This window comes from Erwinia sp. PPS120 (assembly GCF_047918655.1).
GTDB lineage: Bacteria > Pseudomonadota > Gammaproteobacteria > Enterobacterales > Enterobacteriaceae > Erwinia > Erwinia tasmaniensis_A.
Window position 1 is genome coordinate 1 of sequence record NZ_JBLREF010000004.1, and the last position, 17,794, is coordinate 17,794.

Sequence of the window (17,794 nt, forward strand, 5' to 3'; positions counted from 1 at the left end):
ATGAGAACCAGTCTCGTGGGCTCGGAGATGTGTATAAGAGACAGATCAAGTCGCGACTAATAAACATTATTATCGAGTTCGGTGACCGCCTGAGCGATCACCTATAATACGTTGGCAGTTACACAGAATTATTTACAGGCTCTCAATTCCTACGCTTAGATAAATGAATCTTTTGAGGGTGTTTTCTGCTAACGATCTAAAGTTTTCCCGAGCTATCTCATTATCTACCTGGTCAGCATCGAATGCATAGTATTCCAGGATGGCCATACATACCGAGGCAGGATAAGCGCGGATGTCTGTTCCTTTTTTTTCAAGGTTCCAAAATAATTTTGTAAGCTTTAGTCCCTTTTTTCTTAGGATTGAATCTACTTTTTGTCCGCGAGGTTTTTGTCTGACATCAATCCAGTCAGTGCTTAATAAATCAATTGTTCGATGGCTTACTCCGCATAGCCGTTATAGACCCCGCATTGTTAGATATGGAGTTCCGTCATTCAAGACCCCCATTTGGATCCCATCAACTTCTTTTTCTTTTACTGGGAAAAGTGCAATTTCACCCTGGCGATAAGAAGGCATTGATTCTTGATTATCCATTTGATATTCCTGAGTATATAGGTGGCTACCAGCTACCAATTTCCCTTGAAATAATAATCGCCCCGATCTCTCGCCGGGTACGCGCTATAGTCCTTTATCGGCCTTGTCCGCCATACCTTTACCCATCACCGGAACGTCTCTTACGGCCACTAGCCAAAGAAGCAGCCATGTACATCTTCTTTAACCATGTCCAGCGCCTCTTGCAAGGTGGCTGTTTCCTGATAAAGCTCCCACTTCAACGTTCCGCGCATCCAGTACAGCTTCCATTTTTTCTGCGTGCGAAGGTAAGTGATTTTCGCAGACTCTAACTTGCATCGCTCCCCCGGTTCACCCTGCCAGACTGGCCGTTCTTCGGATATCGCGATGGTCTGATCTTTAATGGTGTATAAGATATCAAGCTCATTTCGTACATGCTCTGGTGGCCTGATGCTGGAAACAAATGCATCGACTTTCTTTTTGACTGCATGATATTCAAGATCGTTAAAGGCCATCCATATCTCCTGTTATCCGAACGTCTCTTCTGTCCACAGGATATTACTCAATAATACCCTGAGCTGATATGTTAGAGTTTCTGTGGATTTAATCAGGCTGGATGGGCGTACAGTTAGGCAGGTACAGCCTGGGCTAGCTCACTCTGAGTGTTTGCAAAGCATCCACATATCCACGTCATCGAAAAATTCTTCTATCTCAGCCGCCAGCTTAGCTTTATCGTTCTTGCTGGCATCAGTCTTGATGCGGCTGTATCCATCAGCAGATCTTCCACATTTCGTTTGTCATTGATGAGTTCGACAAACATTTTATACCTCTGATAGATGCTGTCTATATGTGGGTCTTCCCCTGTTGTGGTGGCGTACACTGCCAATCAAGTATAATCCTCTTGACTTGCACTTATCCTCAGGAGGTCTTAAATGCGCCCTACATCCCTTAATCTGACATTACCATCGTTACATCTACCTTCATCTTCGAATTCAGTCTCAGACATTCAATCTCTTGTAAAAATGTCGGGTGTGCGCTGGGTAAAAAACAATCAACAACTTTGTTTCCACGGGACTGACCATAAAATCTACCAGCATCTTGAAGCGGCTCTCGATAAGATCGAATCCACAGACACTGGACGTACTCTTTTGAACTGTATTGAATTAACATCCCGACTCAAATCAGAAAAACTGGCAATACATCTCAATTCAGCTGAGTTAGGGGTGATAGCACACTGCAATATGGATGCTGAAAACTCCCGGGGAACTGGCTCCGACTTTCACTGTAATCTGAATGCCGTTGAATATCCCTGTGGGCAAGGAATTAGCCTGGTAGACTTTCATGCGTGCATTGTTTTCCATGAACTTCTCCACGTTTTCCACAATTTAAATGGAGAGCGCCTGAAAGTTGAGAGCTCTCAACCAGAATCACAAACACACTCCCCACTTTTGCTCGAAGAAGCCAGGACTGTTGGGTTGGGTGCTTTTTCTGAAGAAGTTCTTTCAGAAAATAAATTTCGTGAAGAGATAGGGATACCCCGCAGAACATTCTACCCGCACGATTCATCTCTTATTCATGATGACAATACAGTGACTCTGGGATTCCAACGGAAAAAACTGCATCCATTACTTTAGCTACGTTGCTTATATGAGGACTCATCTGCATATATGGATGAAAAATCGCTATACGCCCACATTCTCAACCTGTCCGCCCCGTGGCAGGTTAAATCACTTTCCCTTGATGAAAACGCTGGCTCTGTCACCGTTGTTGTCGGGATCGCCAAAAATACACTGCTAATCTGCCCGACATGCGGGCAGCAATGCCCTGTTCACGAGCACCGCCACCGCAAATGGCGTCATCTTGATACCTGCCAATTCATGACTGTCGTTGAGGCGAATGTCCCCCGGGTCATGTGTCCGACCCATGGATGCCAGACGTTACCTGTTCCGTGGGCCGGAGCTGGTAGCCGGTATACGTTATTGTTCGAATCATTCGTCCTTTCCTGGCTGAAAATTAGCACGGTTGATGCAGTAAGAAAGCAACTTAAGCTTAGCTGGAATGCCGTTGACGGCATTATGACCCGGGCAGTTAAACGTGGTCTTGCGCGAATAAAAAAGCCGCTATCAGCCCGGCATATGAATGTGGACGAAGTCGCGTTCAAAAAAGGGCACCGGTACATTACAGTGATATCAGATCATGAGGGACGAGCGCTGGCATTAACGGATGATCGGGGAACAGAAAGTCTTGCCAGCTATCTTCGAACCCTCACCGACGGCCAGCTGGAGGCAATCAAAACGTTCTCAATGGATATGAATGCCGGATATATCAGAGCGGCACGCATCCATCTTCCGGGCGCTGTAGAAAAAATAGCCTTTGACCGCTTCCATGTGGCAAAACAACTGGGTGAAATCGTTGATAAGACGCGGCAGAACGAGCATCCCCAACTTCCGCTGGACAGTCGCCGCCAGGCAAAAGGAACCCGCTTCCTGTGGCAATACAGTGAAAAATGGATGACAGAATCCCGACATGAAAAACTGACATGGCCGAGAGAGCAGATGAAACTGACCAGTCAATGCTGGGTACTGAAAGAGCTGGCGAAAGATATCTGGAATCGCCCATGGAGTGACAAACGCCGCGCAGACTGGCAGCAATGGATAGCGCTTGCGAGAAGTAGCGATGTGCCGGTAATGAGAAACATGGCAGGAACCATCATGAAAAGGCTGTACGGAATACTTAACGCAATGCGGTACAGCGTCTCAAATGGTAATGCCGAAGCGCTGAACAGCAAAATAAGGCTGTTAAGAATAAAGGCCAGAGGCTATCGAAACCGGGAACGATTTAAACTGGGGGTAATGTTCCATTATGGGAAGCTGGATATGACGTTCTGAGTCTCCCAACATGATCGGGGAAGACCCCTATATGTACAGTGATTCATGTTGTGTGCCCGTCAATATCTTCATAATAAATGCCATCGTAGGCTTGCAACCCATTGATTTACATCAACAAGAAAGGTTTATGATATTAGGTTTTTTTCAACTATTCTTCTGTTTTTACTGAAAAAACGAGTGATTTAAAACCCCCCGGCTTATGGCTGTGCGGGTTCAAGTCCCGCCCCGGCACCATACTTTTACTACCGATTAAATGAATAAAATCAAAGCAATAAGCAGTGATGTCGTAACCGCTCAATTGAAGTGAACCCCATTTGTTGGACACTTTGTTATGTGGCGGTTTTTTTGTGCCTGAAATTTGGCAGGGGTAGGGTGAAATGACGCTGAGTTGGCAAAGATTCCCCTAAGGCCGACCTGAACTCAGCCCTGGACTGTACGCACAGCTTCAACACCCCCACTGACTCCAGGATATTGATCGTTGGTGACGATCAATACCGGTAAACCGATCGTTTTAAGTGATTGGACTATTAAGGGGCCAGGAAACAGGCTGAACGGCTCCCCGCAGCTGGGCATAGCACTAACCTGATGAAAATTTTGGCCATGAAATATTGTACGGATTGCAGAATAAGACGCCGTTTGACAGCACGCCCGCAGGCAATTAATGATGAACTTTGCGACGACCGCTACTTTGCATTGGTTCAATCAGTGCGTGAAAAGCACCACTGGTCAGCCCCATCAGAAAGCGCTAACTGCCTGTGAGCTAATGCTGTTCTCCCTTAAATGACCGGGTTTAGCCCCGTCCTGACTGATTAGCGTCACAATCTTCTCATCCAGGTTTGCAATCCTCTTTCCATCTTCTGCCATCCATGATTATAATTACCGTAACTGTATAGTTAGAACCCTAATCATCAGGCGTCTACATGTTGAATGTCTCAGAGTTTAACTTCTCCCGTTTGCTGCATATGACCGCCCATGCGTGGCGGCAGGCTATCGATCGCCGTATGAAAGATAGCGGTCTTAGCATGAGTAGCTGGCTGGCGGTGGCGGCAATTGCGGGTGAGGAGGCACCGATGAGCCAGAAGGAGCTGGCGCATCGGCTGGGGCTGGAAGATGCCAGCGTCGTTCCGCTGATCGACAGGCTGGTCAGGCAGCAGCTGGTTGAGCGCATCCAGCCTGAGGAGGATCGCCGCAAGCGGCTGCTGCACTTAACGTCCAGAGGCGCAAAGCTGTACGAAAAGTTGAAGATTGAGGCGGATAATCTGCGCAGTGAGCTGCTGATGGATATCAATCCGCAGGAACTGGCGATTACCGAGCACGTATTACAACGCCTGTTAATAGCTACCGAGGCGAAATAGCATGCGCGGTCCCTCCCACGACCCCTTCGCTCCACGGGAGTGGGCACCCGGCGAAAAACCAACCCTGCCGGGATCGCCCTCCACGCCGCTGCATCCCACTCACAAGCGTATTGCCTTCGGCATTATCGGCCTGCTGATCTCAATCACCGGTGCGCTGAGCAATGCGCTGGTGACCGCCAATTTAACCAATCTGCAGGGGGTGTTTGGCGCGTACAGTAATGAAATCGCCTGGCTTCCGGCGGTGTATGTGATGGGGAATATTTCCATCAACCTGCTGCTGGTTAAATTTCGCCAGCAGTTTGGACTGCGCGCCTTTACCGAGGCGTTTCTGGTGCTGTACGTGCTGGTCTCTTTTTTCCATTTACTGGTAAACGATTTAAGTTCTGCCATCGTGGTGCGTACCGCGCACGGAATGGTTGGCGCGGCGCTCAGCTCATTAGGCATCTATTATCAGATTCAGGCCTGGCCCGCTAAGCATCGGCTTAGGGCGATGGCCATCGGTATCGGCGCATCACAGCTGGCCATTCCGCTCGCCAGGCTTTTCTCAGATGAGCTGCTACAGCTGGAAGAGTGGCGGGGGCTTTACCTGTTTGAACTGGGCCTTGCCATGATTTGCCTGGGAGCCGTACTGATACTGAAGCTGCCGCCCGGCGAACGGATGAAGGTTTTCGAGAAAAAGGATTTCCTGACTTTCCTGCTAATGGCCCCGGGGATGGCGCTGTTTTGCGCGGTGCTGTCTCTGGGCAGGGTTGAGTGGTGGACCAGTACCCCCTGGCTGGGGATCTGTCTGGCTATCGGGCTGGTGCTGGTGATTGCCGCCGTCGTGCTTGAACATAATCGCAGCAATCCCTTAATTAATACCCGCTGGCTGCGCACTGGCGCAATACTCCGGCTGGGAATTGTGATGATAATGCTGCGCGTCACGCTGGCGGAGCAGAACACGGGCGCGATTGGCTATCTGCAACAGATGGGACTGCTTAACGATCAGATGCACGGACTGGCGCTGGCTATTCTGGCCGGGGTGGTCGCTGGCATCCTTATCAGCGCACTCACCATAAACGTTAAGCACCTTAGCTGGCCCATTGTCGTCTCTTTGCTGCTGATTATTGTGGCATCGCTAATGGATGCCCAGTCCAGTCCGCTGACGCGCGCCAACAATATGTACTTCAGCCAGTTTTTACTGGGATTCAGCAGCACCTTCTTTATTGCGCCCGCGCTGCTGATGAATATCGGCAGCGTGGTCACGCAGCCTAAAAATCTGGTGAGTCTGGTGGTCCTCTTCGGGATGAGCCAGAATCTTGGCGGATTGATGGGGTCTGCGATTCTGGGGACATTTCAGACCTGGCGAGAGAAATTTCACTCCAGCCAGCTGGGTGACCAGCTGTCGACCCTCGATCCAAACGTCACCGATCGGCTGAGCCAGTACTCTGGTTTGTTTAGCAGCCAGATTAGCGATAGCGCACTGCTGGCTGCGCAGAGTACCACTCAGCTCCAGAGCGTTGCCACGGTACAGGCGAACGTGCTGGCTTACAACGATACTTATTTGCTTACCGCTGGTATGGCCTTCGTCACCCTGATTTGGGTGCTTTGGCGACTGTCGCGTCAGCGGTACGTTAACTGGCAGCAGGCAAAACGTGAGGCGGAAGCTGAACGTCGGGCAATGCTACCGCCTACCACTTTAACCAGTCCGGGGAAAGAATGAGTCAGCAGGAACAGAACCCGCTTTCGGAACGCGAAAGAAATAATAAGCTGCGTATATTATCCATTGCTTTCGGCGCAGGGATTGCTGTCGTCGGCGTACTGGTTATCCTCTATGCGTGGCAGCTTCCGCCCTTCACCAGTCAAATCCAGTCGACGGAAAACGCCTACGTTCGTGGACAGGTGACGTTTATCAGCCCTCAGGTGAATGGCTATATTACCGCCGTGAAGGTACTGGACTATCAGCCGGTGCATCGGGGCGATGTGATCATGACCATTGACGATCGCATCTATAAACAGCGGGTTCACCAGGCGCAGGCGCAGGTGGCAATGAAAAAAGCCGCTCTGGCAAACAATATCCAGCAGCGTCGCAGCGCTGAAGCGGTGATTGAGCGTAACAAAGCGATGCTGGCCAACGCCCGGGCGCAGGCGGTAAAAAGCGCGCTGGATTTGAAGCGCGTGGAGAACCTGGTGTCGGACGGCTCCCTGTCGATCCGTGAACGGGATGCGTCCCGCGCCAGCAACAGTCAGACCCTGGCCGATGTGCAACAGACGCAGGCCACGCTGGATGTCTCCCGCCAGGATCTGCAAACCGCCATTGTTAATCGCGCGTCACTGGAAGCGGATGTGGCCAGTGCGGAAGCCGCGCTGGAGCTGGCGCAGATCGATCTCGATAACACGCGCATTATTGCCCCTCGTGACGGGCAGCTGGGGCAGATTGCCGTTCGTCAGGGTGCCTACGTTACGGCAGGCACGCGCCTGACGTCGCTGGTTCCCGAACAGATGTGGGTGGTGGCGAACATGAAGGAAACCCAGATGGCCCGCATCCAGCCTGGCCTGCCGGTAACCTTTACCGTCGATGCGCTCAATGAAGAGAAATTTCAGGGTACGGTGGAATATATCTCCCCGGCGGCGGGCTCAGAATTTAGCGCCATTTCACCCGACAACGCCACGGGGAATTTTGTCAAAATTGCCCAGCGCATTCCGGTGCGTATCAGGATCACCAGCGACAACTCGGGGCATTTGCGTCCCGGCATGTCCGTCGAAGTGAGCATTGATACCTCTGCGCCGTCGACCTCCCGGGAGAAGAAATGATGCGCTGGAATATATCGCTTTCGGCGCTACTGGTGGCTGCCACACTGACCGGATGTGCAACGCAGGTCGAAAAGGCGCCTGGCGCGCTTCCTATCCCTCAGCAGTGGCGTAACCAGGTGGGGCCTTCTTCCCCGGTGGAAGCGGGCTGGTGGCGCAACTTTAACGACGACAATCTCAACCGGCTGGTGAGCCAGGCGCTGCGTAACAACCTGGATATCCTGACGGCCCGCTCCCGCGTCGATCAATACCGTGCCCAGCTGCGCGGGGCAGAGGGCGATAATCTTCCCACGCTTAACGCTGGCGTCAGTGCCACCCATGCCCGCGCACTCTCCTCAGTAAGTGGTCAGCCCTATGAGTATGCCGTTTTCCAGGGGCTGCTGCAGGCCAGCTATGATGTGGATATCTGGGGCGCGCGCAGCAGCAGTATTGACGCCGCCACCGCTTCGCTTGCCGCTCAGCAGGCCGCCGCCTCGGCTGCCGAGCTGACGGTTGCCAGCTCAGTGGCCTCAGGCTATATGACGCTGGTCGCGCTGGACGAGCAGCTAAGGGTGACCGAATCCACGCTGGCCTCACGCGCTAACTCGCTTAAGCTCGCCCGGCGGCAATATGAGACAGGCTATACCTCAAAGCTGGAGTGGGTGCAGTCCGCGTCGGAGTATCAGACGGCAAAAGCACAGATCCCGGTGCTACAGCATCAGATTGCCCAACAGGAAAATGCGCTGAGTATTCTGGTGGGCATGAATCCCCGTGAAATTGCCCGACGGCGTGAGTTTGAGCAGGTTGCCCCGCAGACGCTGCCTTCGTTGCTCCCATCCGAGCTGTTACAGCGTCGCCCGGATATCGTCCAGGCTGAGAGGCTGCTGCTGGCGGCGGATAGCTCCCTTGCGGCATCCCGCGCGCGGCTGCTGCCTTCGCTGAATCTGACCGCATCCGGTACGATGCAGAGTTCTGCACTCCACCAGCTGCTGGATAACCCCTTCAGGTTATGGAGTATTGGTGGCAGCGTGCTGGCGCCGATACTCAACCGTGAGGCGCTAACGGCGCAGGTGGATGTATCCATGGCCAGCCGCAATCAGGCGTTGTACAGCTACGAAAAGGTGGTGCGTAATGCCTTCAGTGAAGTTAACAACGATCTCGACGCGATTGAACGCTACCAGCAGCAGCTGGTGGAGCTGCAAAAGCAGGCGCAGGTGGTGAGTGAAGCGCTGCGTATTGCCCGCAATCGCTATCAGAATGGCTATGCATCTTATCTGGATGAACTGGATGCCCAGCGGACGCTTTACAGCACCCAGCTTAACCTTGTGCAGGTTAAGAATAATCTTCTTCAGGCGCAGATTGATCTCTATCGGGCGCTGGGGGGCGGCTGGAAGAAGGCGTAAATACACCCTTCATACTTTCCCTTTGCCGGGATTTCAAACAGACGGGGGAGGGGGATCGCGTGGCGCCTGCGCTTTACAGCGCAGGCTGGGCAGCAGATAATACCCGCTTATGAATGAACATCCTGAATATGAACCCGAAAAAGAACCGCGTTTCCGGCTGGACGATGCTCATTTTGCTATAGTGGTACTTGCAGCCACTTCCGTTACCCTTATAATCTTTGTCCTGATCCTTACCCTGCTAATGATGTAATAATTAACCGGCCACGGTCCGCACGGAGTACGCACAATATGGGATCCAGAGAGGATAAACTGCTGGCGCTGGTGGGTTTACTGTCGGCCTGCCTGATTGCGGTTATGGTTCTGTTCACCCTGACCCTGCTGTCGGACGTGCGTCATCCCACTGACGATATCATTTCGCCCCAGTCATGCTACGCCACGCCGCCTCACTCCGGCTGATTCGCACTTTTTAATTTGATCTGCTGACTGCGTACTGCCAGGGCATAAGGCTCAATAATCGGCCGGGTGCCGTTCGCATCCGGCAGGCCAAACAACCCGTCAGGCGAACGACGGCTGTCTGCCCACGCGGGATAAGCCACCACCGGATAGAGAGAAACCCCTTCTATCTGTACGCCGCGTTCCATTGCTATCCCGACCTGTTCCACCACGTCAGTGAACCAGGGAGCGCATTTATCGCCCTCCGCACCGGTTTCGGCAATCAGCATCGGGCGCTGATAGCGCTGCCAGACCTCCTGGAGCAGGCTGGACAAATCGCGATACTCAGGGTGCGGCGGGGTTAATGGTGCGCCGTCCACCCGCCACTGATTATCCGGATAATAATTCAGACCCACGATATCCAGCAGCGATGCCTCCCCGCCTAATTCCGGCTGCACCCGACCGCTCAGCATATCCCATGCCTCAAACTGGGCTTCATGTTGCCGTAAGGCTTCCTGCCGGGAAGCGGCGGTGTCCTCTGCGGGCGCAATATTTACCAGCGGGTCGGTTAATACGAAGCGTGCGCCGGGCAGCACGTCTCGAATGGCCCGCATCGCGGCGAGGGAGGCTCTGACCAGCTGCTGTTTAAGCTCACGGCCGCGCCCGGTTACGCCGGGGTTAAACAGGGCTGCGTCAGCACCGGCCCAGGACCAGAAGGAGATCTGATTCATTGGCGTAATAAAAGGGTGGGTATGACCTTCCTGCTGCATGACGTGAGCCATTGCCCGGGCAAAAGCGGCAAAGCGGTCAACAAAGGCCGGCTGCCAGATATCCAGATGGGATGGCCAGCCGAAATGGGCCAGTTCCCAGATAATTTCCAGCCCCTGATTTTCGGCAGCGTGCAGCATGGGCAGGAGTGTTGACCAGTCATACTCACCCGGCGTCTCTTCAATCAGATACCAGCGTGCGCCGTCGCGGGCGGTCAGCAGTTTTTCGGCCGCCAGCAGGGCATAATCTTTTTCGAGCAGCGTATCGTGACCGCTGTTGATCACCAGATCGAAGCGTTTGCCTTCGGCACGACGCGCGGTGGAGCAGGCAAAGCTTCCCTGAAAGAAACTTTTAAACAGTGTTGGGCGATGGGGCTGGCGTAACACTTCAAGCATTCCGGTTTTCATGCGCTTTCCTCACGGCATTACCCTGACGCAACTCTCTGCGCTAAGTTTAGCCTATCCGGGGTAACCGCATTTAATCAGAACAGTCGCATCACATTTAGGCCGCTGCGCTGTGAATAAAACCGCTAGAATAGAGCGCTTACGCTTACGCTTACGCTTACGCTTACGCTTACGCTTACGCTTACGCTGACGATCTGAGGATAACGCATGGCCGAAGCTTTAACGCTGGATGAGGATGCAACCCCGGGTATACCGTCGCGACTGACTCGCGCTGTTTCCCCTCGGGTGGAGATGCACCCTGACCATAGCGGTATTCATCCGCTGGAAGAGGGCCTGGACGCGTTTGCCGCGCGCTATTTGTTAACGACGATGGCGGAATACAGTCTGGATATTCAGTATTACATCTGGCAGAACGATATGTCAGGCAGGCTGTTGTTCAGCGCGGTACTGGACGCGGCGGATCGCGGCGTGAAGGTGCGCCTGCTGCTGGATGACAACAATACCATGGGGCTGGACGATACGCTGAGCGAGCTGGCTCGCCATCCCAATATTGCAATCAGGTTGTTTAATCCCTTCTCTTTTCGGACCCTCAGGGCGCTGGGCTACCTCAGTGATTTCGCACGTCTGAATCGGAGAATGCACAATAAAAGCTTTACGGTCGATCGCCAGGCGACGATTGTCGGCGGTCGCAATATCGGTGATGAGTACTTTGGTACGGGGGATGAACCGCTGTTTTCCGATCTTGATGTGCTGACCATCGGGCCGGTGGTCAAAGAGGTCACTAAGGATTTTGAGCGCTACTGGCAGAGCAAGGCCGTAGAACCGCTGAATGCGGTGGTTAAGCGTAAAGAGGGGCACGGACGGGAAGACGTTCAGTTGCCGGATGTATGGCGCAACGATCCTAAAGTGATGCGCTATCTGAATAAGGTCAACGCGTCCACGTTTGTGACTCAGCTTGAGAGTGGAACGCTGCCTCTTACCTGGGCCAAAACGCGGCTGCTGAGCGACGATCCCCGCAAGGGGCTGGGTCGTGCGAAAGCCAGTACGCTGCTGCCCCAGCGCATGCTTGAGGTGATTGGCAAGCCGCAGGTGCAGTTCGATATTATTTCGGCTTATTTTGTACCGACCCGGGCGGGGGTTGCCCAGCTTCTGTCGCTGGTGCGTCAGGGGGTAAAAATTGCCATTCTCACAAACTCGCTGGCGGCAAACGATGTTTCCGTCGTTCATGCGGGCTATGCCAAATGGCGTAAAAAGCTGCTGCGGCATGGTATTGCGCTCTATGAACTCAAGCCCCATAGCGACCCCCGCGAGCCAAGTCATGACCGCGGGCTGACCGGTAATTCCGGTGCCAGCCTGCATGCCAAAACGTTTAGCGTCGACAATGAAAAGGTCTTTATCGGCTCCTTTAACTTCGATCCGCGTTCGGCAATGCTGAATACCGAGATGGGGCTGGTTATTGAAAGTGAAACGCTGGCCTCCAGCGTTCATGAGCGGTTTATCAGCAGCATGCGCGATCGCGCCTGGACTCTGCGGATGGATAAGTGGGGTCGGGTTAACTGGGTTGAGTATCCCGGAGAAGGGGATAAAGAGCGGGTCCATAAGCACGAACCTCGCACCCGCTTTATTCAAAGACTGCTGGTACGCCTGGTCTGGCGGCTGCCGATTGAGTGGCTGCTGTAAACCAGGCGGCGCCCTGTGGGGCGCTACCGCTGCGGCTTCCCGGAGAAGAGAAAGCGCAGAACCGGAATACGTAAATGGATTTCATACAGGATAAAGGCAATGCCAAATACAAATACCAGCCCGGCAAAAAAGCCGAGGGTATTGTTGCCGATCTCGGGCACAAAGAAGATGCCGTACAGAATAGTCAGCGGGTGGTGCACCAGATAAATAAACAGGGAAGCATTCACCAGGTAGGTCACCCGGGGCGAATGCGAGTTTAACAGGCGGTGTCCCAGAGAGAACACCACGTTAACCATCCACAGGCCCATCATCATGGATACAACCGCATCAATTTCATACAGCCAGCCGTCGCCCTTGCTGTAGGTCTGGTTGGCCACGTAGGCAATAAAGGCCAGCAGCGAGCCAATAAAGGTCCAGGGCACCGGGCGGACGCACAGCGCTTTGATCGCCGGATATTTCCAGGCCATTGCCCCCAGCACAAAGAAAGGCAGGAAGAATAGCGACTGCATGACGGCATAGTTAAAGAATCCATTCCCCAGCAGCTGCGGTTCAAAATGGAACAACAGACGGCGAATCGCCCCCCAGGCCAGGCTGCAAAGCAGGATCGCCAGGCTTAATTTTCCCCATGTCAGGTCAGAATAATCTGTTTTTGCGGGCCTGCTGTCCCGCAGCCACTTAAACATCCAGACACCCGCCGTGGTAAGTACCACCAGCACCAGCAGGAACCAGAGGTGGGAGATCAAATCCCATGTCAGGGCATTAAACTTCTCATACAGCGAAAGGTTATGCCAGTCGCCAATTTTAGTGGTCCAGGCTTTGATCATAAAAAACTGGGGAAGCGTCAGCAAGGGGACAGCGGCAAGCATCGGGATGCCAACGCGCTCAAGGCGGACCTTAAGCCAGTGCTGCGGGGTGTATCGCAGAAACAGCATATAGGAAAAATAGCCGGAAATGACGAAGAAAACCTGCATTCGAAAGGCATGAATAAAGTCATTCAAAAGGGTCAGCCATTCTGAGGGGGTCGCACTGTTGACCGACCATGACTGGGTCGAATAGATCAGTGAAACGTGAAAGGGGACGCCAAGCAGCATCAACCAGGCCCTGATAGAATCGAGGAAGTACTCTCTTTGCTGCGTTTTTTTAGTCATATTCATCCAAAAATCAACAAATTAATGCAGTAGTTCGCCCTGAACCACGCTAAAGCTTATCGCTTACTTTAGTTGAACGTTCACGGGTATACTATCAGGGGATTCTGTATCCGCTAAGCACTTGAGAATAGGGCGCTAACGCCGCCAGTATCGGGGAACTAAAAGTGGTGTCAGGCTGTCGGAATGCTGAATTATCCATTAAGATGGATGGAATTAATTTTGGTACTCGAAAGGGGGGGATGTGCTGATTAAAATGAAAAGTAAGCCACAACAGATGACATTGCGCTTACTTGGCGCTGCGGTCTTATTATCAATGTATGCCAGCTCAGGCTGGGCTTTCAGCATTGATGATGTGGCAAAACAGGCAAAAGAGCTGGCAGGAAAGGGGTATGAAGCCCCAAAAAGCAATCTGCCTTCACAGTTGCGCGAAATGAAATACGCTGATTATCAACAGATTCAGTTCAACCGTGATAAAGCCTACTGGGGTAAATTAAAGACGCCATTTAAGCTGGAATTCTATCACCAGGGCATGTATTTCGATACGCCGGTACAGATCAATGAGGTGATTGCCTCTTCGGTTCGCCAGATCAAATATTCGCCTGATTACTTTAACTTCGGCAACGTTAAGCACGATCCTGATACGGTGAAAAACCTCGGTTTTGCCGGGTTTAAAGTGTTGTACCCGCTTAACAGTAAAAATAAAAAAGATGACGAAATTACCAGCTTCCTGGGTGCCAGCTACTTCCGTGTAATCGGTGCCGGCCAGGTTTATGGTCTCTCCTCGCGCGGGCTGGCCATTGATACGGCACTGCCCTCGGGCGAAGAGTTTCCACGATTCAAATCGTTCTGGATCGAACGGCCTAAGCCGTCCGACAAGCATCTGGTTATCTACGCGCTGCTTGACTCCCCGCGCGCGACCGGGGCCTATCGCTTCCTGATCACCCCGGGTAAAGAGAGCACCGTAGATGTTCAGTCTAAGGTCTACCTGCGCGATAAAGTGGGCAAGCTGGGCGTTGCCCCGCTGACCAGCATGTTCCTGTTTGGACCTAATCAGCCGTCGCCGCTGGTTAACTATCGTCCTCAGCTGCATGACTCCAACGGTTTGTCGATTCACGCCGGAAACGGCGAGTGGATCTGGCGTCCGCTGAATAACCCGAAACATCTGGCGGTTAGCACCTTTACCGTTGAGAGTCCGAAGGGCTTCGGTCTGCTTCAGCGCGGACGTGACTTCAACCAGTATCAGGATCTGGACGATCGTTACGACCTCCGTCCGAGCGGCTGGATTGAACCGCAGGGCGACTGGGGCAAAGGGCACGTTGAGCTGGTAGAGATCCCTACTGCTGACGAAACCAATGACAATATCGTGGCCTTCTGGACGCCGGAACAGCTGCCGGAAACGGGCAAAGCAATGAGCTTCAACTATCGTCTGCACTTCACCCGCGACGAAAGCCAGCTGCATTCGCCGGATACTGCCTATGTAAATGATACGCTGCGCTCAACCGGCGACGTGAAACAGTCTAATCTGGTTCGCCAGCCGGACGGTACCCTGGCCTTTATCGTTGACTTTACCGGTCAGGATATGAGCAAGATGCCGGAAAATACGCCGGTTACACCACAGGTGAGCATCGGTAACAACGGCGAGCTGGTGGAAAACAGCGTACGCTATAACCCGGTCACCAAAGGCTGGCGTCTGCTGATGCGTATCCGCGTCAAAGATAATAAACAGCCTACGGAAATGCGTGCGGCGCTGCTTAATGGCGACAAAACGCTGACGGAAACCTGGAGCTATCAGTTGCCTGCCAATGAATAAGTCTACCGTTATACCTACCGAGTATCTCGATGCGCTGCCCCTTTCGCCGGAGCGAAAGGGTGCGCTGCGTGAATCGCTGCCGCTCCAGGGGGATGACGCCTTTAGCCAGCTGCACCAGAATCTGGCTGAGGGCGAGCCCCTGGCTTCCCGTCCTGACGACGCACCTCTGTCGTCGGTTCGCACGCGTATTGATCACACCTGGCCGGACTCCGTGGGCGAACAGGGTGAGCAGTTCGATAAGGACGCACTGGACCGCACCACGCTGAAAGCGATGCCTCCGCACACGCGCTCCTCTATGTATCCGGAAGCCTGGCGCACCAATCCGGTTGCGCGCGCCTGGGATTCGCTGCGTGGCCGTAAAACTGTTCCACGCTTCACCAATGCGGAAGAGAGAAGGTCGGAAGAGAAGTGGCGGCACGTTGGCTCAATCCGCCGCTATATTCTGCTGATCCTCACAATCGCGCAGACGGTCGTAGCTACCTGGTACATGAAAACTATCCTGCCGTACCAGGGCTGGGCGCTGATCGATCCTATGGAGATGATCAACCAGAACTGGCAGCAGTCGCTGCTGCAAATCCTGCCGTACGTGCTGCAAACCGGGATACTGTTCCTGTTTGCCGTGCTGTTCTGCTGGGTGTCGGCAGGCTTCTGGACGGCATTGATGGGCTTTCTGCAGCTGCTGATCGGCAAGGATAAATACAGTATCTCCTACGGAACGGTGGGCGATGAGCCGATCGATCCGGCGCACCGCACCGCGCTGATTATGCCTATCTGTAATGAAGACGTGGAACGCGTTTTTGCCGGGCTACGCGCGACCTGGGAGTCGGTGGTGAGAACCGGGGAGCAGCAGAACTTTGATGTCTATATTCTGAGCGACAGCTACAACCCGGATATCGCCCTTGCCGAGCAGAAGGCGTGGATGGAGCTGGTGCGCGATGTAGGTGGCGAAGGGCGTATTTTCTATCGCCGTCGTCGTCGTCGCGTCAAGCGTAAGAGCGGTAACATCGATGACTTCTGCCGCCGCTGGGGCAGCCAGTACAGCTACATGGTGGTTCTGGATGCGGACAGCGTGATGAGCGGCGAATGTCTGACCGGCCTGGTGCGCATGATGGAGGCGAACCCCAATGCGGGGATTATCCAGTCATCGCCAAAGGCATCCGGTATGGACACGCTGTATGCACGCTGCCAGCAGTTTGCTACCCGCGTTTATGGGCCGCTGTTTACCGCCGGTCTGCATTTCTGGCAGCTGGGGGAGTCTCACTACTGGGGACACAACGCCATCATCCGCGTGAAGCCCTTTATTGAACACTGCGCACTGGCACCTCTGCCGGGGGAAGGTTCGTTTGCAGGTTCCATTCTGTCGCATGACTTTGTGGAAGCCGCGCTGATGCGCCGTGCAGGCTGGGGCGTCTGGATTGCCTACGATCTGCCCGGTTCATACGAGGAGCTGCCGCCTAACCTGCTGGATGAGCTGAAGCGTGACCGCCGCTGGTGTCACGGTAACCTGATGAACTTCCGACTGTTCCTGGTCAGGGGTATGCATCCGGTTCACCGCGCCGTATTCCTGACCGGGGTCATGTCCTACCTCTCGGCGCCGCTGTGGTTTATGTTCCTCGCCCTGTCGACGGCACTGCAGGTGGTGCATACGCTGATGGAGCCGCAGTACTTCCTGCAGCCCCGGCAGCTGTTCCCGGTCTGGCCGCAGTGGCGTCCCGAGCTGGCTATTGCGCTGTTCTCGACCACTCTGGTGCTCCTGTTCCTGCCCAAGCTGCTGAGCGTGGTGCTGATCTGGTGTAAAGGCGCTAAGCCCTACGGTGGTGCGCTGCGGGTCTTCGCTTCTCTGTTCCTCGAGATGCTGTTCTCGGTACTGCTGGCGCCGGTGCGGATGCTGTTTCACACGGTCTTCGTGGTCAGCGCCTTCCTTGGCTGGGAAGTGGTCTGGAACTCTCCGCAGCGTGATGATGATGCCACCCCATGGGGTGAGGCATTCAAGCGTCACGGTTCACAAATGGCGCTGGGTATTGTCTGGGCAGCAGGAATGGGCTGGCTTGATTTGAACTTCCTGTGGTGGCTGGCGCCTATTGTCTTCTCGCTGATCCTTTCACCTTTTGTGTCGGTATTTTCCAGTCGTTCGACGACCGGGAGAGCGTCACGACGGGCGAAACTCTTCCTTATCCCGGAAGAGTACGATCCGCCGAAGGAGCTGCTGGATACTGACCGTTACGTGCAGATCAATCGCGAACGCGCGCTGAAAGATGGCTTTATGCATGCGGTGTTTAATCCATCGTTTAATGCCCTGGCAAGTGCAATGGCAACCTCGCGTCATCTCAAAAGTGAGATACTGGAGTTTGCCCGCGATCGTCGCGTTGAACAGGCGCTGAGCGAGTCTCCGCTTAAGCTGGATCGCGACCGCCGTCTGGCGCTGCTTAGCGACCCGGTGACGCTGTCCAGGATGCACTACCGTCTGTGGCAGAATGCGGATAAATATCATGACTGGTTTGATTACTATCAGTCGCTGAAAATGAATCCGCTGGCTATTCAGAAAGCGAAATAAATAGCGCCGAAATCTT

14 protein-coding genes are annotated in these 17,794 nt (G+C 53.7%); 10 read left to right on the forward strand and 4 right to left on the reverse strand.

Annotated features, from left to right (window positions below; translation table 11 throughout):
• Positions 1-453: 453 nt before the first annotated feature.
• Both ACLRGG_RS01850 and ACLRGG_RS01855 read right to left on the reverse strand, forming a co-directional pair.
• Positions 454-591, reverse strand: coding sequence for a hypothetical protein (locus tag ACLRGG_RS01850; RefSeq protein ID WP_416248161.1), 138 nt, complete (start codon positions 589-591; stop codon positions 454-456).
• A 149-nt stretch (positions 592-740) separates the two neighbouring features.
• The gene (locus ACLRGG_RS01855) at positions 741-1,082 is read right to left on the reverse strand and encodes a DUF3024 domain-containing protein (protein WP_416248162.1); all 342 of its coding nucleotides are present in this window, start codon (positions 1,080-1,082) and stop codon (positions 741-743) included.
• Between the two features lie 417 nt (positions 1,083-1,499).
• Between ACLRGG_RS01855 and ACLRGG_RS01860 the strand changes: the two genes are divergently transcribed.
• From ACLRGG_RS01860 to ACLRGG_RS01890, 7 genes are all read left to right on the forward strand, one after another.
• On the forward strand, positions 1,500-2,201 hold the full coding sequence (locus ACLRGG_RS01860; RefSeq protein ID WP_416248163.1) for a M91 family zinc metallopeptidase: 702 nt from the start codon (positions 1,500-1,502) through the stop codon (positions 2,199-2,201).
• Between the two features lie 33 nt (positions 2,202-2,234).
• On the forward strand, positions 2,235-3,455 hold the full coding sequence (locus ACLRGG_RS01865) for an ISL3 family transposase (RefSeq protein ID WP_416248164.1): 1,221 nt from the start codon (positions 2,235-2,237) through the stop codon (positions 3,453-3,455).
• A 923-nt stretch (positions 3,456-4,378) separates the two neighbouring features.
• Positions 4,379-4,810 carry a MarR family winged helix-turn-helix transcriptional regulator gene (locus ACLRGG_RS01870; RefSeq protein WP_416248259.1) on the forward strand — a complete coding sequence of 144 codons (432 nt, stop codon included), beginning with the start codon at positions 4,379-4,381 and terminating at the stop codon, positions 4,808-4,810.
• 1 nt (position 4,811) lies between these two features.
• Positions 4,812-6,512: an MFS transporter gene (locus ACLRGG_RS01875; RefSeq protein WP_416248165.1), complete on the forward strand. Its 1,701-nt coding sequence runs from the start codon at positions 4,812-4,814 to the stop codon at positions 6,510-6,512.
• Positions 6,509-7,603, forward strand: coding sequence for an HlyD family secretion protein (locus ACLRGG_RS01880; protein ID WP_416248166.1), 1,095 nt, complete (start codon positions 6,509-6,511; stop codon positions 7,601-7,603). Before ACLRGG_RS01875 ends, ACLRGG_RS01880 begins: the two co-directional genes overlap by 4 nt.
• Positions 7,603-8,982, forward strand: coding sequence for an efflux transporter outer membrane subunit (locus tag ACLRGG_RS01885; RefSeq protein WP_416248260.1), 1,380 nt, complete (start codon positions 7,603-7,605; stop codon positions 8,980-8,982). Before ACLRGG_RS01880 ends, ACLRGG_RS01885 begins: the two co-directional genes overlap by 1 nt.
• A gap of 288 nt (positions 8,983-9,270) precedes the next feature.
• Positions 9,271-9,438 (forward strand): hypothetical protein, encoded by a 168-nt coding sequence (locus tag ACLRGG_RS01890; protein ID WP_416248167.1) that lies wholly within the window; start codon positions 9,271-9,273, stop codon positions 9,436-9,438.
• Here the strand turns inward: ACLRGG_RS01890 and ACLRGG_RS01895 are convergent.
• Positions 9,426-10,589 carry a glycoside hydrolase family 1 protein gene (locus ACLRGG_RS01895; RefSeq protein WP_416248168.1) on the reverse strand — a complete coding sequence of 388 codons (1,164 nt, stop codon included), beginning with the start codon at positions 10,587-10,589 and terminating at the stop codon, positions 9,426-9,428. The genes ACLRGG_RS01890 and ACLRGG_RS01895 overlap by 13 nt on opposite strands.
• A gap of 204 nt (positions 10,590-10,793) precedes the next feature.
• Between ACLRGG_RS01895 and ACLRGG_RS01900 the strand changes: the two genes are divergently transcribed.
• Positions 10,794-12,266: a phospholipase D family protein gene (locus ACLRGG_RS01900; protein ID WP_416248169.1), complete on the forward strand. Its 1,473-nt coding sequence runs from the start codon at positions 10,794-10,796 to the stop codon at positions 12,264-12,266.
• Positions 12,267-12,289: 23 nt separating this feature from the next.
• On the opposite strand, the gene mdoC is transcribed toward ACLRGG_RS01900, so the two are convergent.
• Positions 12,290-13,414 carry a glucans biosynthesis protein MdoC gene (gene mdoC / locus ACLRGG_RS01905; protein ID WP_416248170.1) on the reverse strand — a complete coding sequence of 375 codons (1,125 nt, stop codon included), beginning with the start codon at positions 13,412-13,414 and terminating at the stop codon, positions 12,290-12,292.
• A gap of 274 nt (positions 13,415-13,688) precedes the next feature.
• On the opposite strand from mdoC, the gene ACLRGG_RS01910 reads away from it, so the two are divergent.
• Complete coding sequence (locus ACLRGG_RS01910; RefSeq protein ID WP_416248261.1) at positions 13,689-15,224, forward strand: glucan biosynthesis protein G; 1,536 nt, start codon at positions 13,689-13,691, stop codon at positions 15,222-15,224.
• Positions 15,217-17,778 (forward strand): glucans biosynthesis glucosyltransferase MdoH, encoded by a 2,562-nt coding sequence (gene mdoH, locus ACLRGG_RS01915; protein ID WP_416248171.1) that lies wholly within the window; start codon positions 15,217-15,219, stop codon positions 17,776-17,778. The genes ACLRGG_RS01910 and mdoH overlap by 8 nt, the downstream gene beginning before the upstream one ends.
• Positions 17,779-17,794 lie beyond the last annotated feature (16 nt).